The sequence below is a fragment of the Acinetobacter sp. WU_MDCI_Abxe161 genome, from assembly GCF_025514355.1.
Taxonomy (GTDB): domain Bacteria; phylum Pseudomonadota; class Gammaproteobacteria; order Pseudomonadales; family Moraxellaceae; genus Acinetobacter; species Acinetobacter pittii_E.
The window spans coordinates 388,932-407,635 of the sequence record NZ_JAHPTU010000001.1 but is presented as its reverse complement, the minus strand read 5'-3'; the positions used below and the strand labels follow the sequence as shown (position 1 = coordinate 407,635).

The following is an 18,704-nucleotide window of genomic DNA, read 5'->3' as shown; positions in this document are numbered from 1 at the left end:
ATCTTGCATTAGCGCACAATTAAAACAGGAATATGGCTTTCACCTAAGACTTTTTGTGCCACACTTCCTAATACAAGTTTTCGAACCCCTGTGCGTCCATGTGAACCCATAACAATTAGATCTGCATTTAAATCTTGGGCAGCCTGAATAATTTCCTCATGAACGACAAAACCTTCCAGTAATTTAGTTTCAACAGTGATGCCTTCATTAGAAAATTGTTGTTTTGCTTGTTCTAAAATATCGAGTAAATAAGTTCGTGTGCGTTCAATCAGCTCATTGGTTTCACCAGTTTTTACATAGGCATCAGCAATAAATGGATCAAGTGCCATCACCTGTACAACTGTAATTTTGCTATTTAGCGCTTTTCCCAGTTTGATTGCCTCTTTCATGGCAACCATAGACGTTTCAGAACCATCAATTGGTACAAGAATATGTTGATATAACATGAGTATTTTCCTTATTGTAATGATGCTTATTTATTAATACTTTAAACTTATTTTTTGACGATTTAAATTCAAGCGCGTAATCATTTGTGGCTTTATAACAACAAATTTTTGTAGATATATTTTTTATAAAATACGCAAATTTTCTACATGTGCAGATAAAGCATCTATATCATCAGATTGTAAATATTCGCGTATTTTTAAAATTTGCTTCTCATCTAAGTCATAAAGTTTTAAAACAAGTAATTTGTTTATTTGTTCTTGAGGAAAGCGATATTTAATAATTTTCGCGGGCACCCCACCGACAATTGCATAAGGAGGAACATCTTTAGTTACCACAGCTCCCGTTGCGATCACCGCACCTTCACCTAGTTTGACACCTTGCATGATCATCGCACGGCTACCAATCCAGCATCCGTCAGCAATTACAGTATCACCAGCTGCCAAAGAACTTCGAGTATCAAAAGGAAAAGTTGAAATCCAGTCTGGTCTGTGAAGTTGGTTACCACCCATCATGATCACACACTCAGCGCCAAAACAAACAAAATTACCAATATAAAGCTGGTCAATTGGCTTGTCTGGAGTAGAGGGCTTGTCATGTAAATAGCGCACGACACAACGTTCAAAACCCTGATCCCAATAGGCTGAATAGTAAGAATAATTTCCTTTAATATGGATATTTGGATTTCTTACAGTTTTGGAAATAAACTCAAATTCGCACCAGTGACGAACAGGGGAGCCAATTAACTTTTCAGCCATAAGGGAAATATAAAAAAGAGAATACGCCATTATACCGAATTGTGATTCAAGCTGAACCCATAATCTCAGTCCAGCCAGTGAATCAAATATTAAAGGAGGGGTTAATTTGAACTAATCATTAGGAGGAATACGTGCAATGACTTTAATCTCAAAATCAAAACCCGCTAGCCAGGTTACACCAACAGCGGTCCAGTTGGGATAAGGCTTTTGTGTAAAGATCTGATTTTTAACTTTCATAATACTTTCAAACTGCCGTTCAGGATCGGTATGAAAGGTGGTGACATCAATAATATCATCGAAAGTGCAACCCGCTGCTTTCAATGTCTCTGCTAAGTTTTTAAAAGCTTGTGTTACCTGTTTTTCAAAATCAGGTACAGGCGAGCCATCTTCAAGACTACCAACCTGCCCTGAAACAAAGAGTAAATCTTTCGATTGAATTGCGGCTGAATAACCATGCTGTTCATATAATGCATGACGGTCTTGAGGAAATATTGCAGTTCTCATCAGGTTTGTTCTCCTTCAGTATTTAAAATACCAAATCAGTAAATGTTGCTTAAGTTTCACATACGCCTCGTATGTAAACATAATTGACATACGAGGCGTATGTCAATTAAAATTTTTATGATGATTCCTTGGTGAAATACATGTCTGTTCGTGAACAAAAGATGGCGGAAACCCGCAAGAAACTAATTGAAGTAGCTCGTCGTGCATTTGCTGAATATGGCTATGCCGATACTTCAATGGATAAACTCACGGCAGAAGCAGGTTTGACCCGTGGGGCGTTGTACCATCATTTTGGCGATAAGCGTGGTTTATTTGCTGCAGTGGTCGATCAAATTGATTCACAAATGGCAGAATATGCCCAGCAGCATCGAGAGCAGCCTGATGATCTTTGGGGAGGATTATTACTTGAAGGGCAGACCTATATTCAAAATGCTTTGAATCCTGAGTTTCAGCGTATTGTGTTACGTGATGGACCTGCAGTGCTGGGCGATCCAGCGCATTGGCCAAGTCAAAATAGATGTCTGCAGTCTACCCGTGAGTGTGTTGAACAGCTATTGACAGCAGAACGAATTAAAATTGTAGATCCTGAAGCGGCAGCAGTGCTTTTAAATGGTGCTGCCATGAACGCTGCATTATGGGTGGCCTCTAGTGAATATCCTGAACAGGTACTTCCTGAAGCATTAAATGCTTTTCAAATCTTCGCATCAGGTTTTTTAAAAGATGCCTAGTGAATTTTTTAATATTAGTCTGAAATATAAAAAACCCCTCAATTGAGGGGTCTTATAACTTAAGTATATCTATTTAAAAATTAAATATATTCTACACTTACGATTTCATATTCCACTTCGCCTTGAGGAGTAACGATTTTTACTTCATCACCTTCACTCTTGCTCAAAAGGCCACGTGCAATTGGTGAGTTCACTGAGATTTTATTGATTTTAAAATCTGCTTCATCATCACCAACAATTTTATAAGTCTTGCGTTCTTCAGTATCAAGGTTCTCAATCGTTACCGTAACACCGAATACAACACGACCGTTTTGTTCTAAGTCTTTAACATCGATGACTTGTGAAGCACCCAATTTACCTTCGATATCTTGGATGCGTCCTTCACAGAAACCTTGCTGTTCACGAGCAGCATGGTATTCTGCATTTTCTTTTAAGTCCCCATGTTCACGTGCCTCGGCAATTGCTTGAGTAATACGTGGACGTTCAACAGATTTCAGATGTTGTAATTCTTTCTCTAAGGCGATTTTACCTTCAGGGGTCATTGGATAACGTTGCATTTCGGTCCCTCTTAAGTTGAGAAAACACAGTTAAAAAAATGAAAAAATCCCGCCACCGATAAGGTGACGGGACTTATCGGTAAAAAAATTAACCTACAGTTAAATCTTGCAAGCGGTATACATCCATTGGCAATTTCACAGCAAAGGCTTGGCAAACAGCTTCTGCACCATTGATTGTCGTTGTGTAATACACTTTGCCTTGTAGGGCAGCACGACGGATCATTGCAGAGTCATATTGAGCCTGTTTACCTTCAGTGGTATTGACAATAAGGTGTATTTCACCATTTTTCAAGCGGTCAACAATATGTGGACGACCTTCAGTAACTTTATTTACAGATTCACATTCTAAACCTGCTTCTTTAAGCACTTGATAAGTACCACCTGTTGCAACAAGCTTGAAGCCATACGCAACTAATTTCTTGGCGATATCAGCGATGTATTTCTTGTCAGATTCACGTACTGATAAGAAAGCATGTTTTACTTCGCCTTCAGTTGGTAAGCCTGGTAAGCGTTCATTTGAGCCTAAAACAGCTTTATAGAATGCTTCACCAAATGTTTTACCTACACCCATCACTTCACCTGTAGATTTCATCTCAGGTCCAAGCATTGGATCAACGCCTTGGAATTTTGCGAATGGGAAAACTGCTTCTTTCACAGCAAAGTGAGTTGGAATGATTTCTTTAGTAAATCCTTGAGATTCAAGAGATTGACCTGCCATACAACGCGCAGCTACTTTAGCTAAAGAATCACCAATACACTTCGATACGAATGGAACTGTACGTGAAGCACGTGGGTTAACTTCTAGAACGTAAATATCGTCACCTTTTACAGCGAACTGAACGTTCATCAAGCCAACAACACCAAGTTCTTTTGCCATTGCAATCGTTTGACGACGCATTTCATCCTGAATTTCTTTTGATAAAGAATAAGGAGGAATTGAACATGCAGAATCACCTGAGTGAATACCCGCTTGTTCGATATGCTGCATGATGCCGCCGATCACAACGTCTTTACCGTCAGATACACAGTCAACATCAACTTCAGTTGCATCATCTAAGAAACGGTCAAGAAGAACAGGGGCTTCATTAGATGCCTGAACTGCTTCACGAAGGTAACGTTTAAGTTCTTCTTCGTTATATACGATTTCCATTGCACGACCACCTAATACATAAGATGGGCGAACAACAAGCGGATAACCTACTTTTGCAGCTTCAGAGATACCTTCTTCAGCAGATTTTACAATGCTGTTATTTGGTTGACGAAGCTGTAAACGTTGGATCATTTGCTGGAAGCGTTCACGGTCTTCAGCACGGTCAATCGCATCTGGTGATGTACCGATAATTGGAGTACCTGCTTCTTCTAAAGCACGTGCCAATTTAAGTGGAGTTTGACCACCATACTGTACGATTACGCCTTTAGGCTTCTCGGTACGTACGATCTCAAGTACATCTTCAAGTGTTACAGGCTCGAAGTATAGACGGTCAGATGTGTCATAGTCGGTAGAAACAGTTTCAGGGTTACAGTTCACCATGATTGTTTCATAACCGTCTTCACGCATCGCTAATGCAGCGTGTACACAGCAGTAGTCAAATTCGATACCTTGACCAATACGGTTTGGACCACCACCAATCACCATGATTTTGTCACGGTTTGATGGATTTGCTTCACATTCTTCATCGTAAGTTGAATACATGTATGCAGTACCAGACTCAAACTCTGCTGCACATGTATCAACACGTTTGTAAACTGGATAAACACCCAAGTTCCAACGTTGTTTACGGAATTGCTTTTGTGAAATGCCCATGAGGTGAGCAATACGAAGGTCAGATAAACCTTTACGCTTGAACGAACGGATGTTGTCAGCGTTTAAGTCGCCAAAACCTAAAGTTTTCACTTGAGCTTCAGTTTTAACGATGTCTTGAATCTGGATGAGGAACCAACGATCAATTTTAGTTGCTTCGAAAACTTCATCTAAAGAGAAACCATGACGGAATGCATCCGCTACGTACCAAATACGCTCAGGACCCGGAACTTTAAGCTCTTTTAAAATAGTTTCTTTGGCATTTGTTGCACCAGCTTCGATTTTTTCATCAAAACCGCTTACACCAACTTCAAGACCACGTAATGCTTTTTGTACAGATTCTTGGAAGTTACGGCCAATTGCCATGACTTCACCAACAGATTTCATCTGAGTGGTAAGAACTGGTTCTGCTTGTGGGAATTTCTCGAAGTTAAAACGAGGAATCTTCGTTACAACATAGTCAATTGATGGTTCGAAGCTTGCAGGAGTGATGCCGCCAGTGATGTCATTTTTCAATTCATCAAGGGTATAACCAACAGCAAGTTTTGCTGCGATTTTAGCAATTGGGAAACCTGTTGCTTTAGAAGCAAGCGCAGATGAACGAGATACACGAGGGTTCATCTCGATCACAACCATACGTCCGTCTTTCGGGTTAATACCGAACTGAACGTTAGAGCCACCTGTCTCAACACCAATTTCACGAAGAACTGCAACTGAAGCATTACGCATCAATTGATATTCTTTGTCAGTTAATGTTTGAGCTGGTGCTACAGTAATAGAGTCGCCAGTGTGTACGCCCATTGGGTCGAAGTTTTCGATCGCACATACGATAATACAGTTGTCGTTTTTGTCACGAACAACTTCCATTTCGTATTCTTTCCAGCCAATTAATGATTCATCAATCAATAACTGGTGAGTAGGAGAGAGGTCGAAACCACGTTCACAGATCTCAAGGAATTCTTCACGGTTATATGCAATACCGCCGCCCGAACCACCCATCGTGAATGATGGACGGATAATTACTGGGAAACCAAAGCGTGACTGGATTTCTAAAGCTTCTTCCATTGTTTCAGCAATGGCAGCTTTTGGACATTCCAAGCCAATTTTACGCATAGCGATATCGAAGAGTTTACGGTCTTCGGCTTTCTCAATTGCGTCTTTAGTTGCACCAATTAATTCAACATTATATTTTTCAAGAACGCCGTGCTCATCAAGTGCAAGAGCACAGTTCAATGCAGTTTGGCCACCCATAGTTGGCAATACTGCATCTGGACGTTCTTTTTCAATGATTTGAGCAACTGTTTGCCAAGTAATCGGCTCAATATACGTTGCATCAGCCATTGATGGGTCTGTCATAATGGTTGCTGGGTTAGAGTTAACCAAAATAACACGGTAACCTTCTTCACGAAGAGCTTTACACGCTTGAGCACCTGAGTAGTCAAACTCACATGCCTGACCAATCACAATCGGGCCAGCACCAATAATTAAGATGCTTTTAATATCCGTACGTTTAGGCATTATTCGCTCCGTAATTACTGTTTAGATGCTTCAATAAGTTCGATGAAGTGATCGAACAATGGGGCACAATCATGTGGACCTGGACTTGCTTCAGGGTGACCTTGGAAGCTGAAAGCTGGTTTGTCTGTACGGTGGATCCCTTGTAAGGTGCCATCGAACAATGATTTATGCGTTGCTTTTAAGTTAGCCGGTAAAGTTTCTGCATCTACAGCGAAACCATGGTTCTGTGAAGTAATCATCACTGTACCATCTTCAAGATTTTGTACAGGATGGTTAGCACCGTGGTGACCATGGTTCATTTTTACAGTTTTTGCACCAGAAGCGAGTGCCAAGATTTGGTGGCCTAAGCAAATACCAAATACAGGTAATGTTGTGGTTTCAACAATAGTTTTTACAGCTTCGATTGCGTAATCACAAGCAGCTGGATCGCCTGGGCCGTTTGAAAGGAATACGCCATCTGGATTAAGTGCCAAAACTTTCTCAGCCGGAGTTTCAGCAGGTACAACAGTGAGTTTACAACCGCGGTCTGCAAGCATACGCAAGATGTTGGTTTTGACACCGTAATCGTATGCAACCACGTGATATTTTAATTCGGGTTGAGTAAAGCCTTTACCTAATACCCACGAACCTTCAGACCACTCAAAGCCTGTTGGATCACAGCATTCTTTTGCAAGATCTAAACCATTTAAACCACCAAAAGCACGAGCTTTGGCAATTGCTTCTTCTTCAGTAATATTTTCGCCAGCAAGGATGCAACCATTTTGTGCACCTTTGTCACGTAAAATACGCGTTAATTTACGTGTATCAATATCAGCAATCGCAACAACATTGTGCGCTTGTAAATATTCACTTAAAGACTGCTCAGCACGGAAGTTGCTGTGTAGTAGTGGAAGGTCACGAATAATTAAACCATTCGCCCATACTTTATGGATACGACCAGATTCAACGTCTTCCGCGTTGCAACCAGTGTTACCAATATGAGGGTAAGTTAATGTCACAATTTGTTGTGCATAACTTGGGTCAGTCAAAATTTCTTGATAGCCTGTCATGGCTGTGTTAAAAACGACTTCTCCAGTCGTACTTCCCGTTGCGCCGATTGACGTTCCTTTAAAGATCGTTCCATCTGCGAGGGCTAAAATGGCGGGGGTGCTCAAACCAAAGCTCCTGAATTTCGGCTGTAAAAAAGCGAGTAGACCCAAAAAAGATAGGCGATGTTGTGATAAAACATGCCCCTCCCTATCGGTCTGCTCGCTTGTAACTTAACAGCGCATTATACGCATGGAACCTTAAAAAGTCTATTTATTTTCTGCTAAAAAATATAATTCATTGCTTGCTTTTTATAAAAAAATTATCCACTCATCCGAATCAAGTACTTTTGATAAATTGTCTAACAATTTGCAAGGTCGATTTTTAGAACTAGATTTATTGTATTGTTAGTTAAAAAATAACCAATACGAGGAAATAGCATGAGTAATGATCAAGTTTCAAAAGATGTGAGCGAAAAAGCTCAAGCAGTAGTTGATTCAGCAAAAGCCGAGGTGAGTGAGGTGAAAGAAACCGTAGCTGCTACCACGACTAAAGCTAAAAGAGCAGTCACTGCTAAAACTGCACAAGTAAAAGAAAGTGTTGCTGAAAAAACCGAGCAGATTAAAGAAGTTGCTACAGAAGCGAAAACTCAGGTAAAAGAGGCTGTCGCTGAAACTCAAGAACAGGTCAAAGAAGTCATAAGTGAGGCTCAAGAAAAAATTGAAGCTGAAACTCATGAGTTAAACAAGAATATTCAGAATCAATTTATCCAAATTAAACAAGATATTTTGCAACGTTTAGATGTGATTAAAGCTCAGTTTAGTACTTCACAAGAAGGATTGTCTGAACTTAAAAATGCTTTGAAAGCAGAAATTAATGCACTTATTGAAGATTTGACCAAAGTCAGTAAAGAGCTTAAAGGTGATATTAGCCAAATTTCTTTAAAGCACAAAGATTCTTTAAGCGAAAGCATTAAACGTACTAAAAATAATGCAGTCGAAGCTTGGAATAAAGCGCGAGATAATTAATAGTTCCAGTTTTTCTAAGCTATAAAAAAGCGAGAATTAATTTCTCGCTTTTTTACTTTTAAAACTGATGTAACCAGTCACGCTTATTATGGAAATCTGCACTTTTTCCACTATGCTGCATTGCATAGTATTGAACACCTTCTTTGGTTTTTAAAACTGCAGTTAAACCTAAATAAAGGTTTGCCCATTTTAAGCGATGCTGTTGCATAAATTGTCCCAAATCAAGACTAACATTTAAGCCATAATGAGTACGCTTGAGATGGTTCAGTTCAATATCGTAAGCAGCAAGGGGAGGTATACTTTCTGGATAGCGATATTCTTCAAACTGATAAGACTGCCATGCTTGAGAAGGGGAAAGGTTAATTTCCCGATAATAATCTTCATCATGCACGCCAACAAAAATTTCGAAACAAGTTTCTTCCCACAAAAAATCCTGACGAGGATGAGCCGCGACTTCTTGGGGCCAGATAATGAGTTGATTTGGATCACGAATCCAAAAACCGACATTTAAGGTGTGCGATGCCTGCTGTTCAATTGCGCCAACAACAGAAACAGCATGAAAACGATCAAAAGCTGAAAGTTCGTAACTTGCCATAGTTTGTCAAATCAAATTAGTTTGCTAGGTGAGCGTGGCGAACAAGATTAGACAAATGCTGGTTTTGTTTAGCTGCTTTTTTGTAAAGTAAAACAATTTTACCAATCTTTTGAACAGCTTCTGCACCAGTCGCTTCTACAATTGCATCAATTACAGCAGTACGTGCTTCACGATCTTCACCGGCAACCTTAACTTTGATAAGTTCATGGTCATTTAAAGCACGAAGAGTTTCTTCGATTACAGCATCTGTTAAGCCTTGTCCACCAATCATGACAACCGGGTTAAGCACATGACCAATTTGACGTAAACGTTTACGTTCATGGATAGATAAAGCGGCCATTAAAAATACCTGATTTTAAAAACGACTTAGTATAGCAAAAAACTTAAATTCAAATGTACGAAAAACTGTATAAATAATCGATTAACATTATTGAAAAAAAACTGTAAAACTTGGTGAGATTACGCTACATCCGTACTGTAATGAGAGTAATTTTCACGTACAATGAACGATCAGAAGTTTTTTTGATATTTAGTGAGTTATGGCAACACGCATTACAAACCAGAAATTGTCGAAAAGTAGTCGTGCGTGGATGAGGGAGCATCTAGACGATCCTTTTGTAAAAAAAGCACAAAAGGAAGGGTATCGTGCGCGAGCAGCATATAAACTTCTTGAAATTCAAGAAAAATATAAGTTGATCAAGCCAGGCATGACGGTGGTAGATTTGGGTGCAGCTCCTGGTAGTTGGTCTCAAATTGCTGGAAAACTTGTGGGTAGCAAGGGATTAGTAATTGCTTCCGATATTTTGCCTATGGATGCTTTGCCTGATGTCACTTTCTTACAAGGCGACTTTAGAGAAGAAGCTGTATTTGAAAAATTGTTAAATATTTTAAATGGGCGACAAGTAGACATTGTAATTTCTGATATGGCCCCCAATACATCAGGTAATAGGGCTGTTGATCAACCTAGACAGATTTACTTATGTGAACTGGCTTTAGATTTTGCTCAAAAGGTTCTTGGGCCTAATGGACAGTTTGTGGTTAAAGTGTTCCAAGGCGCAGGATTTGATGAGTTTCGTAAACAAGTGGTTGATAGTTTTGATGTGTTAAAGACAGCAAAACCGGCAGCTTCTCGGGCGCGCTCTAAAGAAGTTTTTTTGGTTGGACAAGGGCGTAAGAAAGCATTGCAATAAAGTTTACTTGCCAAGCTCCTAAAAATTGTGCATTTTGTACTTTTAGGTTATCCGCAAGCAATACAGTTGCTGTTTTTATGACGATCGGCCAAGATTGGGCATGATCAAATTAGATCGATATGGGAATAAAGCTTTGAGCGATTACTTCAAGAATGCCGTATTGTGGCTAATAATACTTGGTGTTCTGATTTTAATTTTCAGTAATATCAGTGACCGCAATAAGCCTACTGCGATGAAATATTCAGATTTCGTTGCAGCGGTGAATGCTGGCCAAATTAAGCAAGTCACAATTGACGGTTTAAATATTAATGGTGAAAAAACTAACGGATCACAGTTTGAAACTGTTCGTCCGCAAGTTGAAGACACTGAGCTTATGCCGAGCTTAAATAAGCAAAATGTTGTTGTAGAGGGAACGGCTCCTCAACGTCAAGGCATTTTGATGCAACTTCTCATTGCTAGTTTCCCTGTACTGTTAATCATTTTGTTATTCATGTTCTTTATGCGTAACATGGGTGGTGGTGCAGGCGGAAAAAATGGACCGATGAGTTTTGGTAAATCGAAGGCAAAAATGCTTTCTGAAGACCAAATCAAAGTCAATTTTTCTGACGTCGCCGGCTGTGATGAAGCAAAACAAGAAGTTGTTGAAATTGTAGATTTCTTAAAAGACCCAGCAAAATTCAAACGTTTGGGCGCTACGATTCCTCGTGGCGTACTTATGGTTGGACCTCCTGGTACTGGTAAAACGTTATTAGCCAAAGCAATTGCTGGTGAAGCTAAAGTTCCTTTCTTCAGCATTTCAGGTTCTGACTTTGTAGAAATGTTCGTGGGTGTGGGTGCGTCTCGTGTCCGTGATATGTTCGAGCAAGCGAAGCGTCATGCGCCTTGTATTATCTTTATTGATGAGATTGATGCAGTAGGTCGTCACCGTGGTTCAGGTACAGGTGGTGGTCATGATGAGCGTGAGCAAACCTTAAACCAAATGCTCGTAGAGATGGATGGTTTTGAGGGTAATGAAGGTGTAATCGTAATTGCTGCGACAAACCGTGTTGATGTGTTGGATAAAGCATTATTACGTCCAGGTCGTTTTGACCGTCAAGTAATGGTCGGTTTACCTGACATTCGTGGTCGTGAGCAAATTCTGAATGTACATTTGAAAAAATTACCTTCGGTTACGGGTGTGGATGTTAAAGTTCTATCTCGTGGTACTCCAGGTTTCTCTGGTGCACAGTTGGCAAACCTTGTGAACGAAGCTGCATTATTTGCTGCACGTCGTAATAAGAATACTGTCGACATGCATGACTTTGAAGATGCAAAAGACAAAATCTACATGGGCCCAGAACGTAAGTCGATGGTTCTACGTGAAGAAGAGCGTCGTGCAACTGCTTATCATGAGGCAGGTCATGCGATTGTTGCTGAAATTTTGCCAGGTACAGACCCTGTTCATAAAGTAACGATTATGCCGCGTGGTTGGGCTTTGGGTGTAACTTGGCAGTTACCTGAACAAGACCAAATTAGCCATTATAAAGACAAAATGCTAAACGAAATTGCAATTTTGTTTGGTGGACGTATTGCTGAAGAAGTATTTATTCAACAGCAATCTACTGGTGCTTCAAATGACTTTGAGCGAGCTACTAAAATGGCACGTGCGATGGTTACGAAGTACGGTATGTCTGACAAAATGGGTGTCATGGTTTACGAAGATGAAAACCAAAATGGCTTCTTTGGAAATGTAGGAAGCCGTACGATTTCTGAAGCAACTCAACAGTTAGTTGATGAAGAAGTACGTCGTATTCTTGATGAGCAATACAAAGTTGCACGTAATATCTTGGAAGGTAATAAAGATATTGCACATGCAATGGTAAAAGCTTTGATGGAATGGGAAACTATTGATCGTGATCAAATCCGTGACATTATGGAAGGTCGTGAGCCACAACCACCTAAAGTATATGTTGCTGAAAACCCAGTGGCTGCATTTGAACCACCAAAAGATGGTCCATCTACACCGCCACCATTGCCAGCAATGAACTAATTAGTTAATAAAAAAAGCCACAGTCATGTGGCTTTTTTTATGGGATGAATTTAATAAAAGCTGAAAACAAATCAACACTATAGATAGCTGATAATTGCTAAAATGCTTATCAGATTTTAAACCGGAGCTTTTTATGCAGTTAATGCCTTTACCTCAGCAAATTTTAGAGTGTGGACAGCTTCAGTTGGATCTATCATACCCTCACGTTATGGGTATTTTAAATGTCACACCCGATTCTTTTAGTGATGGTGGAAAACATAATCAAATAGATCAAGCTATTGCTCATGCGCTAGTCATGATAGAACAGGGTGCTACCATTATTGATATTGGTGGAGAATCTACTCGGCCGGGGGCGTCTGAGGTAAGTGTAGAAGAGGAAATTAGAAGAGTTGTACCTGTAGTTGAAGCTTTGGCCAAACATGATGTGATTCTATCAATTGATACAAGTCAGCCAGATGTTATTCGTGCAGCAAAAGAGGCAGGAGCACATATTTGGAATGATGTACGTGCGCTTACTCGACCAAATGCTTTAAAAACGGCAGTAGAGCTAGATATACCTGTAGTAATTATGCACATGCGTGGTGAACCCACTACGATGAATCAGCTAGACCAATATACGGACGTAACATTGGATGTTATAGCGGAGCTCCAGCAGCGCGTGAATGAGGCTTTAAAGGCAGGCGTAAAAAAACAAAATATTATTATTGATCCCGGGTTTGGTTTTGCAAAAAATGCGCAGCAAAATTTAAGACTCCTCAATGAATTTTGGAAGCTTAATGAAATGGGTTATCCAATTTTATCTGGTCTTTCTCGTAAACGTTTTATTGGTGAAGCCTTGCAAGGTGCAGCCGCAGATCAGCGCGCTGTAGGAAGCGTTACGGGGCATTTGCTGAGTATTCAGCAAGGTGCATCCATTGTTAGAGCACATGACGTGAAAGCAATGTCTGATGCAATACGGGTTTGGAAAGCGATGATACAAGCTTAATGAAATAGGCTGTATAGAATCAAAGGGTGACCATTAATTGATTGGGCTAGATGGCTGAGTCAGGGAAAATGATCGTTATTCTTTGGAAAATATGTTATAAGCGGCAAGTTTTTGCTGTTGTGTAAACTTTTGTATGTTCGAAGACTTACTTCTCCCAATGTTTGATGATGAATATTATCCAGATATTTTAGTCGCTGAACTCAAGCAGTTGATTGAACAATTTGCTAAAAAAGTTCAGAAACCTGCTTTAGCTGAACAGGATATCTATCGATATGCTCATCAAACTGTTATTGAAATTAATGAAATGAAACCTCAGTTTGAGGATCTAGATTCTTCCTTGGATGATAGTGCTGCTGACTATATTGCTGAGGCAATGATGATGGTGGCACAGGATGCAGGATATTTAGACCTTGAAATGGAAGAACTGGTGATGAATCGAGAGTGGTGATTACTCTCGATTTTCTCAATTTTTAAAATTAAATTTCCATTCTGCTGTTCATCCTCTTCTGCCAATACGCTGATCCAATAGTTTTTTCTTGCTGCTATAGTTCTTTAAATTGAACTAGCTATTAGATAGTTATCTTGAGTAATAGAGGAGCCTGCAAAGTGCTAATCATTATTTTTAAACAAGATCATACCACTAAAAATATTTTTGGCATTTGCAAGGGGTATCAAAAATAGAGCGGATATAGATATTAATATTCTTATTATGGCTATCATTTTCATCAGACATAAAAAAACCAGCTTACGCTGGATTCTTTGTGCACCAAATTCAATAGTTGAAAATGGTGCCCGGGGCCGGACTCGAACCGGCACGCTTTGTGGGCGGGGGATTTTAAATCCCCTGTGTCTACCTATTTCACCACCCGGGCATGTGCGCAATAATAGAGGACAAGTGCACGATTGGCAAGAGAAAATCAGATAGTTTGCTTTATTTTCAATCAGTTCTTGTCAGTATTTATATAAATTAACCATTTTATGTCATGATTTGTTCATTAAACGGAGATCAGTTGTTCATCTTATTTACCTAAATTTAAGACACTCATTGCTTGAAACTTAGGTAATTTTATGTCAGAGAAAATTTCACGCCGAGAATTAATTCAAAAAAGTCTATTCGGTTTTGGGGCGCTATCTTTGCCTGTCGCTTTTACGGGTTGTAACGATGGTTCCGATGATGAAAGTTCAGAAGCGCAAGCAGATTTCCTTCATGGGGTAGCAAGTGGGGATCCATTACAAGACAGAGTCATTTTGTGGACACGTGCGACGCCGACAGATTTTGGGGTGCGCCTGAAAGTAACTTGGGAAATTGCCACCGATAATCAATTTACTCAAAATTTAAAGACTGGTACGGTTCAAACGACTAAAACTGACGATTTTACCGTGAAGGTGGATGCAACAGGTCTACAGGCGGGTACGACTTATTATTATCGCTTTCGATTTGGTAGCAAAATCTCGCCAGTAGGGCAAACAAAAACATTACCTGTAACTACCAATAAGGTCAGTTTCGCAGTATGTTCTTGTTCTAATTATCCTGCGGGTTATTTTTACGTTTATCGTGAAATGGCAAAACAGAATGTGGATGTAGTCATTCATTTGGGCGATTATATTTATGAATATGGGGCTGATGGCTATGCGACAGAAGATGCTGCAAAGCTGGGCCGTACTTTGCAATCAGATAATAATAAAGAAATTATTAAATTAGATGATTATCGCAAACGTTATGCGCTGTATCGTCAAGATAAAGACTTACAGGCAGCGCATCAGCGTCATCCTTTTATTGTGATTTGGGATGATCATGAGCTAGCGAATGATACTTGGCGCGAAGGTGCAGAAAATCATCAAAGTAGTGAAGGTCCTTTCTTGGAACGTAAATTAGCTGCTCTACAAGCTTATTTTGAATGGATGCCAATTCGCCCAGTTTCTAGTGCCGATCATTTGAATATTTATCGTCAATTTAATTTTGGCTCATTGGTTGAGCTGACAATGCTGGATACACGTATTATTGCGCGAGATAAACAGCTTGAATATAAAGATTACATGACCGCTTCTGGTTTAGATGCTCAAAAATTTCAGACTGATTTAACAGATTCAAAGCGTACTTTAATGGGACACACACAAAGAGGCTGGTTAGTTGATAAATTAAAGCAATCGACGGCAACATGGAATGTGATTGGTCAGCAAGTTTTAATGAGTAAAATGTGGATTCCTGCTGAATTGTTGGCTTCTCTAGGGCAAATTACTTCAGGGGGAGTTTCGCCTGATACGCTAGCTAAAATGAATGCACAAATTACAGAATTAGTCACATTAAAGTTACGACTAGAGCAGGGTGATCCAACTTTAACTGTTCAAGAAAAATCGCGGGTCACAACTTTAGTTCCATATAATCTCGATGCTTGGGATGGGTACTATGCTGAGCGAGAGTTTATGTATGATAAGTTGGTAGAGTTTAATAAGAAAATTATTGTTTTGGCTGGCGATACCCATAATGCATGGACCTCTTACTTGTATAGCCAAAAAGGGGAATATGTTGGTGTTGAACTGGCAACAAGCTCGGTTTCTTCACCAGGTCTTGAAAAATATTTAAGTATTCCCCTAGCTCAGTTGCAACAGTTTGAATTTGCTTTTACTACGCTTATCGATGAGTTGGCCTATTGTAATTTAAATCAGCGGGGCTATCTGGTAGTCACGCTTGATGATAAACAGGTGCAATCGGATTGGATTTTTGTAGATTCAATTAAAAATGCAGAATATAAAGTAGATTCAAGCCGACACTATCAATTAGTGTTGGATGCGAATTTAACACCTGAAAAAGACCAGAAAAAAACTGCTTAGATATATGGGGGAAGGGATAGTAATAAATATCCCTTTTTTTAGGCATAAAAAAACCAGCTTACGCTGGATTCTTTATTGCACCAATTTCTGTACTAGAAAGTGGTGCCCGGGGCCGGACTCGAACCGGCACGCTTTGTGGGCGGGGGATTTTAAATCCCCTGTGTCTACCTATTTCACCACCCGGGCTTTACCAAATTTGGAGGCGGAGGTCGGAATCGAACCGGCGTCCACGGAGTTGCAGTCCGCTGCATGACCACTCTGCCACCCCGCCTACATTTGGTGATGCACATATTAGCAACCTTTAGAAAAAAAACAATACTGTTTTGAGATAAGATGAACATAAAAGCAACATCTAGAATAAATTTGCCCAAATAATCATGTATTATTGGCACATTAAATTCATGTCTACCTTGGAGATGTGCTGTGGCATTGGTTTTAGACGGTCGTGCATTAGCAAAGCAAATTGAAGAAAATTTGTCAGTACGTGTTGAAGCTTTAAAAGCTAAAACAGGTCGTACCCCAATTTTGGCGACTATTTTGGTTGGGGATGATGGCGCATCTGCAACTTATGTACGCATGAAAGGAAATGCTTGCCGTCGAGTTGGCATGGATTCTTTAAAAATTGAATTACCACAAGAAACGACAACAGAACAATTATTAGCAGAAATTGAAAAACTTAATGCTAATCCAGATGTACACGGTATTCTTTTACAACATCCAGTTCCTGCACAAATTGATGAGCGCGCATGTTTTGATGCAATCTCATTAGCTAAAGATGTTGATGGCGTAACGTGTCTTGGCTTTGGCCGTATGGCTATGGGTGAAGCTGCATATGGTTCAGCGACTCCTGCCGGCATCATGACCATTTTAAAAGAAAATAATATCGAAATTGCTGGTAAACATGCGGTTGTGGTTGGGCGTTCTGCAATTTTAGGTAAACCAATGGCAATGATGTTATTGCAAGCAAATGCAACAGTAACGATTTGCCATTCACGTACACAAAATTTACCTGAGCTGGTAAAACAAGCTGACATTATTGTGGGTGCAGTTGGTAAAGCTGAATTGATCCAAAAAGATTGGATTAAACAAGGTGCAGTGGTTGTCGATGCTGGTTTCCATCCGCGTGATGGTGGTGGTGTTGGTGATATCCAACTACAAGGTATTGAAGAAATTGCTTCTGCTTACACACCAGTACCAGGTGGTGTTGGTCCAATGACAATTACTACTTTGATTCATCAAACTGTAGAAGCTGCTGAAAAAGCTTTAGGTTAATTTAATTAACGCTAGGCTGTTATTTGATATGCGTAACCGTCATCCGCAATTGTTTGAGGCAGAAATACGTTAAAAATTTAATGTTTCTGCGATGCTTTCGATTCTAGAGAGTATCTGCCGAGTTTTGCGGATGACAATGGTTTTGCCTACTTTTCCCGAAAGAAAAGTAGGTCCAACCGAAGGTTAAGGTAAAAATTCAAATCATAATGGAATGACTCTGTTATGCTTGTTATAAAAATGAATTAAAAGAAATCTGATGAGCTGCACCTTTCAATTGACCAAAGCCCCTGAACATTTACTTCAAGCACTCAATGAAGTTATTCCCAATTGTGAATTGATGGTACAACAGTTACCAGAAACACCTATTTCTTTATGGTTGATTCCACCTGTTTTTCCAACTGATCGCTTAGATGATGAAGTTATTCGCCGTATTTGGAATGATACGCCATATTGGATCTTCTGTTGGGCTTCAGGTTTGGCGATGGCTCAGTGGTTACTTGCAGAGCCACATCATGTTAAAGATAAAGTCGTTTTGGATTTTGGAGCTGGTTCCGGTGTAGTCGCAATTGCTGCAAAAATGGCAGGAGCAAAACGAGTAATATGCTGTGATATTGATCAGGTTAGTTTAAATGCTTGTCGTGAAAACGCTTTGTTGAATGATGTTGAGCTAGAATATTTAGATGATTTATATAAGGCTGAGCAAGTCGATGTTTTATTGGCAGCTGATGTTTTATATGACCAATGTAATCGGTTCTTCTTAGATGAATTTTTAAAGTTTGCGCCAGAAGTCTGGGTGGCTGATAGCCGTGTTAAAAACTTTAGTCACCCGAAATATCAGAAGATTGATGAAAGAAGTGCTTCTACATGGCCTGATCTGGATGAAGCTAAAGAATTTAGAAATGTGAGTTTTTATAAGACGCTGTAAAAAGAACAGCGTCTTTTTTTATTTTATGAACAAGTATAACGAACAACTTTTAGTGTGCTTGGGCGTGCTTCAAGCGCTTGGCGAGTTGCATAGTCTTCACCATTATTTAAACTAGGTGTATTCGATAAACCAAAAGAAGCACGAGTCTCACCGAGTTGAATTCCATAATGCTCATCTTTTGCTGGATTAGGAATTTCGTTAATACTCAAAACTGATAATTTATAAACTTTCTGAGCGCCTAGCACATTTTGACAAGCGCGTTGTAATTTACGTTCATCGATCTGCTGGTTATTACGACTAGCTAAAGTGTAAGCTAAAGTCGCTGAAGTTTCTGTTTTGTTTTCAATCTGGTATCCAGTTGAACCATTATATTGTCGAGGGGTAGTCTGACAAGCAGTTAAAACAAACATACTACTTAATGCCAAGCATAAAATACTTCTATTCATCAGTATCGTCCTTATTTTCTTATAGCTAGTATCTCATAAAATACAGAGGTTGTTGGGGCTTAATCG

18 protein-coding genes, 3 tRNA genes and 1 pseudogene are annotated in these 18,704 nt (G+C 39.7%); 10 read left to right on the top strand and 12 right to left on the bottom strand.

From position 1 onward, the window contains the following. Positions 1–8 precede the first annotated feature (8 nt). From KTI78_RS01915 to KTI78_RS01905, 3 genes are all read right to left on the bottom strand, one after another. Entirely contained in the window at positions 9–446 is a 438-nt protein-coding gene (locus tag KTI78_RS01915; RefSeq protein ID WP_262445018.1) for a universal stress protein, read from the bottom strand. A gap of 123 nt (positions 447–569) precedes the next feature. After that, positions 570–1,202 (bottom strand): CatB-related O-acetyltransferase, encoded by a 633-nt coding sequence (locus KTI78_RS01910; protein ID WP_262445017.1) that lies wholly within the window; start codon positions 1,200–1,202, stop codon positions 570–572. 111 nt (positions 1,203–1,313) lie between these two features. Next, positions 1,314–1,706, bottom strand: a complete 393-nt coding sequence (locus KTI78_RS01905) for a RidA family protein (protein ID WP_262445016.1) — start codon at positions 1,704–1,706, stop codon at positions 1,314–1,316. Between the two features lie 140 nt (positions 1,707–1,846). Between KTI78_RS01905 and KTI78_RS01900 the strand changes: the two genes are divergently transcribed. After that, complete coding sequence (locus KTI78_RS01900; protein ID WP_239976041.1) at positions 1,847–2,434, top strand: TetR/AcrR family transcriptional regulator; 588 nt, start codon at positions 1,847–1,849, stop codon at positions 2,432–2,434. A gap of 80 nt (positions 2,435–2,514) precedes the next feature. Here the strand turns inward: KTI78_RS01900 and greA are convergent, their stop codons facing one another. The 3 genes from greA to carA all read right to left on the bottom strand — a co-directional run bounded on the left by greA (position 2,515) and on the right by carA (position 7,464). Further along, entirely contained in the window at positions 2,515–2,991 is a 477-nt protein-coding gene (greA, locus tag KTI78_RS01895) for a transcription elongation factor GreA (protein ID WP_016140177.1), read from the bottom strand. A gap of 88 nt (positions 2,992–3,079) precedes the next feature. After that, positions 3,080–6,310 carry a carbamoyl-phosphate synthase large subunit gene (gene carB, locus KTI78_RS01890; protein WP_016140178.1) on the bottom strand — a complete coding sequence of 1,077 codons (3,231 nt, stop codon included), beginning with the start codon at positions 6,308–6,310 and terminating at the stop codon, positions 3,080–3,082. A gap of 14 nt (positions 6,311–6,324) precedes the next feature. Next, a complete protein-coding gene (gene carA / locus KTI78_RS01885) occupies positions 6,325–7,464 on the bottom strand; it encodes a glutamine-hydrolyzing carbamoyl-phosphate synthase small subunit (RefSeq protein ID WP_016140179.1) in 1,140 nt (379 codons plus the stop codon). 136 nt (positions 7,465–7,600) lie between these two features. Between carA and KTI78_RS01880 the strand changes: the two are divergent. Both KTI78_RS01880 and KTI78_RS01875 read left to right on the top strand, forming a co-directional pair. Continuing rightward, positions 7,601–7,747, top strand: a pseudogene (locus KTI78_RS01880) (hypothetical protein); the annotation flags it as partial. Between the two features lie 29 nt (positions 7,748–7,776). Then, entirely contained in the window at positions 7,777–8,364 is a 588-nt protein-coding gene (locus KTI78_RS01875; RefSeq protein WP_016140180.1) for a hypothetical protein, read from the top strand. A 58-nt stretch (positions 8,365–8,422) separates the two neighbouring features. Here KTI78_RS01875 and KTI78_RS01870 read toward each other — a convergent pair whose 3' ends face one another. Continuing rightward, the gene (locus tag KTI78_RS01870; RefSeq protein WP_262445015.1) at positions 8,423–8,959 is read right to left on the bottom strand and encodes a DOMON-like domain-containing protein; all 537 of its coding nucleotides are present in this window, start codon (positions 8,957–8,959) and stop codon (positions 8,423–8,425) included. A 16-nt stretch (positions 8,960–8,975) separates the two neighbouring features. Continuing rightward, the gene (yhbY, locus tag KTI78_RS01865; protein WP_002115576.1) at positions 8,976–9,299 is read right to left on the bottom strand and encodes a ribosome assembly RNA-binding protein YhbY; all 324 of its coding nucleotides are present in this window, start codon (positions 9,297–9,299) and stop codon (positions 8,976–8,978) included. Between the two features lie 199 nt (positions 9,300–9,498). Between yhbY and rlmE the strand changes: the two genes are divergently transcribed. The 4 genes from rlmE to KTI78_RS01845 all read left to right on the top strand — a co-directional run bounded on the left by rlmE (position 9,499) and on the right by KTI78_RS01845 (position 13,611). Continuing rightward, positions 9,499–10,149 carry a 23S rRNA (uridine(2552)-2'-O)-methyltransferase RlmE gene (rlmE, locus tag KTI78_RS01860; protein ID WP_000235573.1) on the top strand — a complete coding sequence of 217 codons (651 nt, stop codon included), beginning with the start codon at positions 9,499–9,501 and terminating at the stop codon, positions 10,147–10,149. Between the two features lie 133 nt (positions 10,150–10,282). After that, positions 10,283–12,178: an ATP-dependent zinc metalloprotease FtsH gene (gene ftsH, locus KTI78_RS01855; RefSeq protein WP_005803954.1), complete on the top strand. Its 1,896-nt coding sequence runs from the start codon at positions 10,283–10,285 to the stop codon at positions 12,176–12,178. A 133-nt stretch (positions 12,179–12,311) separates the two neighbouring features. Next, complete coding sequence (gene folP, locus KTI78_RS01850) at positions 12,312–13,163, top strand: dihydropteroate synthase (RefSeq protein WP_262445014.1); 852 nt, start codon at positions 12,312–12,314, stop codon at positions 13,161–13,163. A 133-nt stretch (positions 13,164–13,296) separates the two neighbouring features. Then, positions 13,297–13,611 (top strand): DUF5713 family protein, encoded by a 315-nt coding sequence (locus tag KTI78_RS01845; RefSeq protein WP_016140183.1) that lies wholly within the window; start codon positions 13,297–13,299, stop codon positions 13,609–13,611. Positions 13,612–13,949: 338 nt separating this feature from the next. Here KTI78_RS01845 and KTI78_RS01840 read toward each other — a convergent pair. Further along, a tRNA-Leu gene (locus KTI78_RS01840) sits at positions 13,950–14,035 on the bottom strand. Between the two features lie 196 nt (positions 14,036–14,231). On the opposite strand from KTI78_RS01840, the gene KTI78_RS01835 reads away from it, so the two are divergent. Beyond that, on the top strand, positions 14,232–15,995 hold the full coding sequence (locus tag KTI78_RS01835) for an alkaline phosphatase D family protein (protein WP_262445013.1): 1,764 nt from the start codon (positions 14,232–14,234) through the stop codon (positions 15,993–15,995). A gap of 100 nt (positions 15,996–16,095) precedes the next feature. Here the strand turns inward: KTI78_RS01835 and KTI78_RS01830 are convergent. Continuing rightward, positions 16,096–16,181 (bottom strand) — tRNA-Leu (locus tag KTI78_RS01830). Between the two features lie 11 nt (positions 16,182–16,192). Then, positions 16,193–16,266 (bottom strand) — tRNA-Cys (locus KTI78_RS01825). A gap of 152 nt (positions 16,267–16,418) precedes the next feature. Between KTI78_RS01825 and folD the strand changes: the two genes are divergently transcribed. Both folD and KTI78_RS01815 read left to right on the top strand, forming a co-directional pair. Next, positions 16,419–17,267: a bifunctional methylenetetrahydrofolate dehydrogenase/methenyltetrahydrofolate cyclohydrolase FolD gene (gene folD, locus KTI78_RS01820; RefSeq protein WP_262445012.1), complete on the top strand. Its 849-nt coding sequence runs from the start codon at positions 16,419–16,421 to the stop codon at positions 17,265–17,267. Positions 17,268–17,523: 256 nt separating this feature from the next. Next, positions 17,524–18,192, top strand: a complete 669-nt coding sequence (locus KTI78_RS01815; RefSeq protein ID WP_025470246.1) for a class I SAM-dependent methyltransferase — start codon at positions 17,524–17,526, stop codon at positions 18,190–18,192. Between the two features lie 23 nt (positions 18,193–18,215). Here KTI78_RS01815 and KTI78_RS01810 read toward each other — a convergent pair whose 3' ends face one another. After that, complete coding sequence (locus tag KTI78_RS01810; RefSeq protein ID WP_125697390.1) at positions 18,216–18,638, bottom strand: hypothetical protein; 423 nt, start codon at positions 18,636–18,638, stop codon at positions 18,216–18,218. Between the last annotated feature and the right edge of the window lie 66 nt (positions 18,639–18,704).